1 protein-coding gene is annotated in these 432 nt (G+C 65.0%); it reads right to left on the bottom strand.

The window, feature by feature from the left end:
• Positions 1-231: 231 nt before the first annotated feature.
• A partial coding sequence (locus BN4575_RS22385; protein ID WP_218060828.1) for an immunity protein Imm33 domain-containing protein occupies positions 232-432 on the bottom strand: 201 nt, incomplete at its 5' end.

The following is a 432-nucleotide window of genomic DNA, read 5'->3' on the forward strand; positions in this document are numbered from 1 at the left end:
TACCACCGATCGCCGCGCCGACGCCGGTGTCGCTCTTGATGCCCCCGAAGACCTCTCCCGTCAAGCCCCCGACCGTGAGGGTCAGCCCTCCCACGATCTGCCCGATGGCCAGGCCCATCCGGGCTTCCGGCGTCCCATCGGCCAGCACGCCCGCGGCGTCCAGCAGCCCATGCCCGACGCCGGCGAAAGGGACCGCCCCGGCAACCAAGGACGACCTTGGGCGACCAGGTACTACTCATTCAGCAACGATGGATCCTTCCAGACATCCTCATACTCATCAGCGACGAGGAAGCGCCACCCCGGAGGAAGACCGAGGAAGCGAACGGCAATCGGGCACCATTCTACGAGGTGCACAACGTGCAACGGAAGGAAGAACTCCGGATCGTCGCTCAACTCTTCCCCCGCCCAAATGTACCAACCGGAAGTGTCGCC

Source organism: Aeromonas sp. EERV15 (genome assembly GCF_900079845.1).
In the GTDB taxonomy this organism is placed as follows: domain Bacteria; phylum Pseudomonadota; class Gammaproteobacteria; order Enterobacterales; family Aeromonadaceae; genus Aeromonas; species Aeromonas sobria.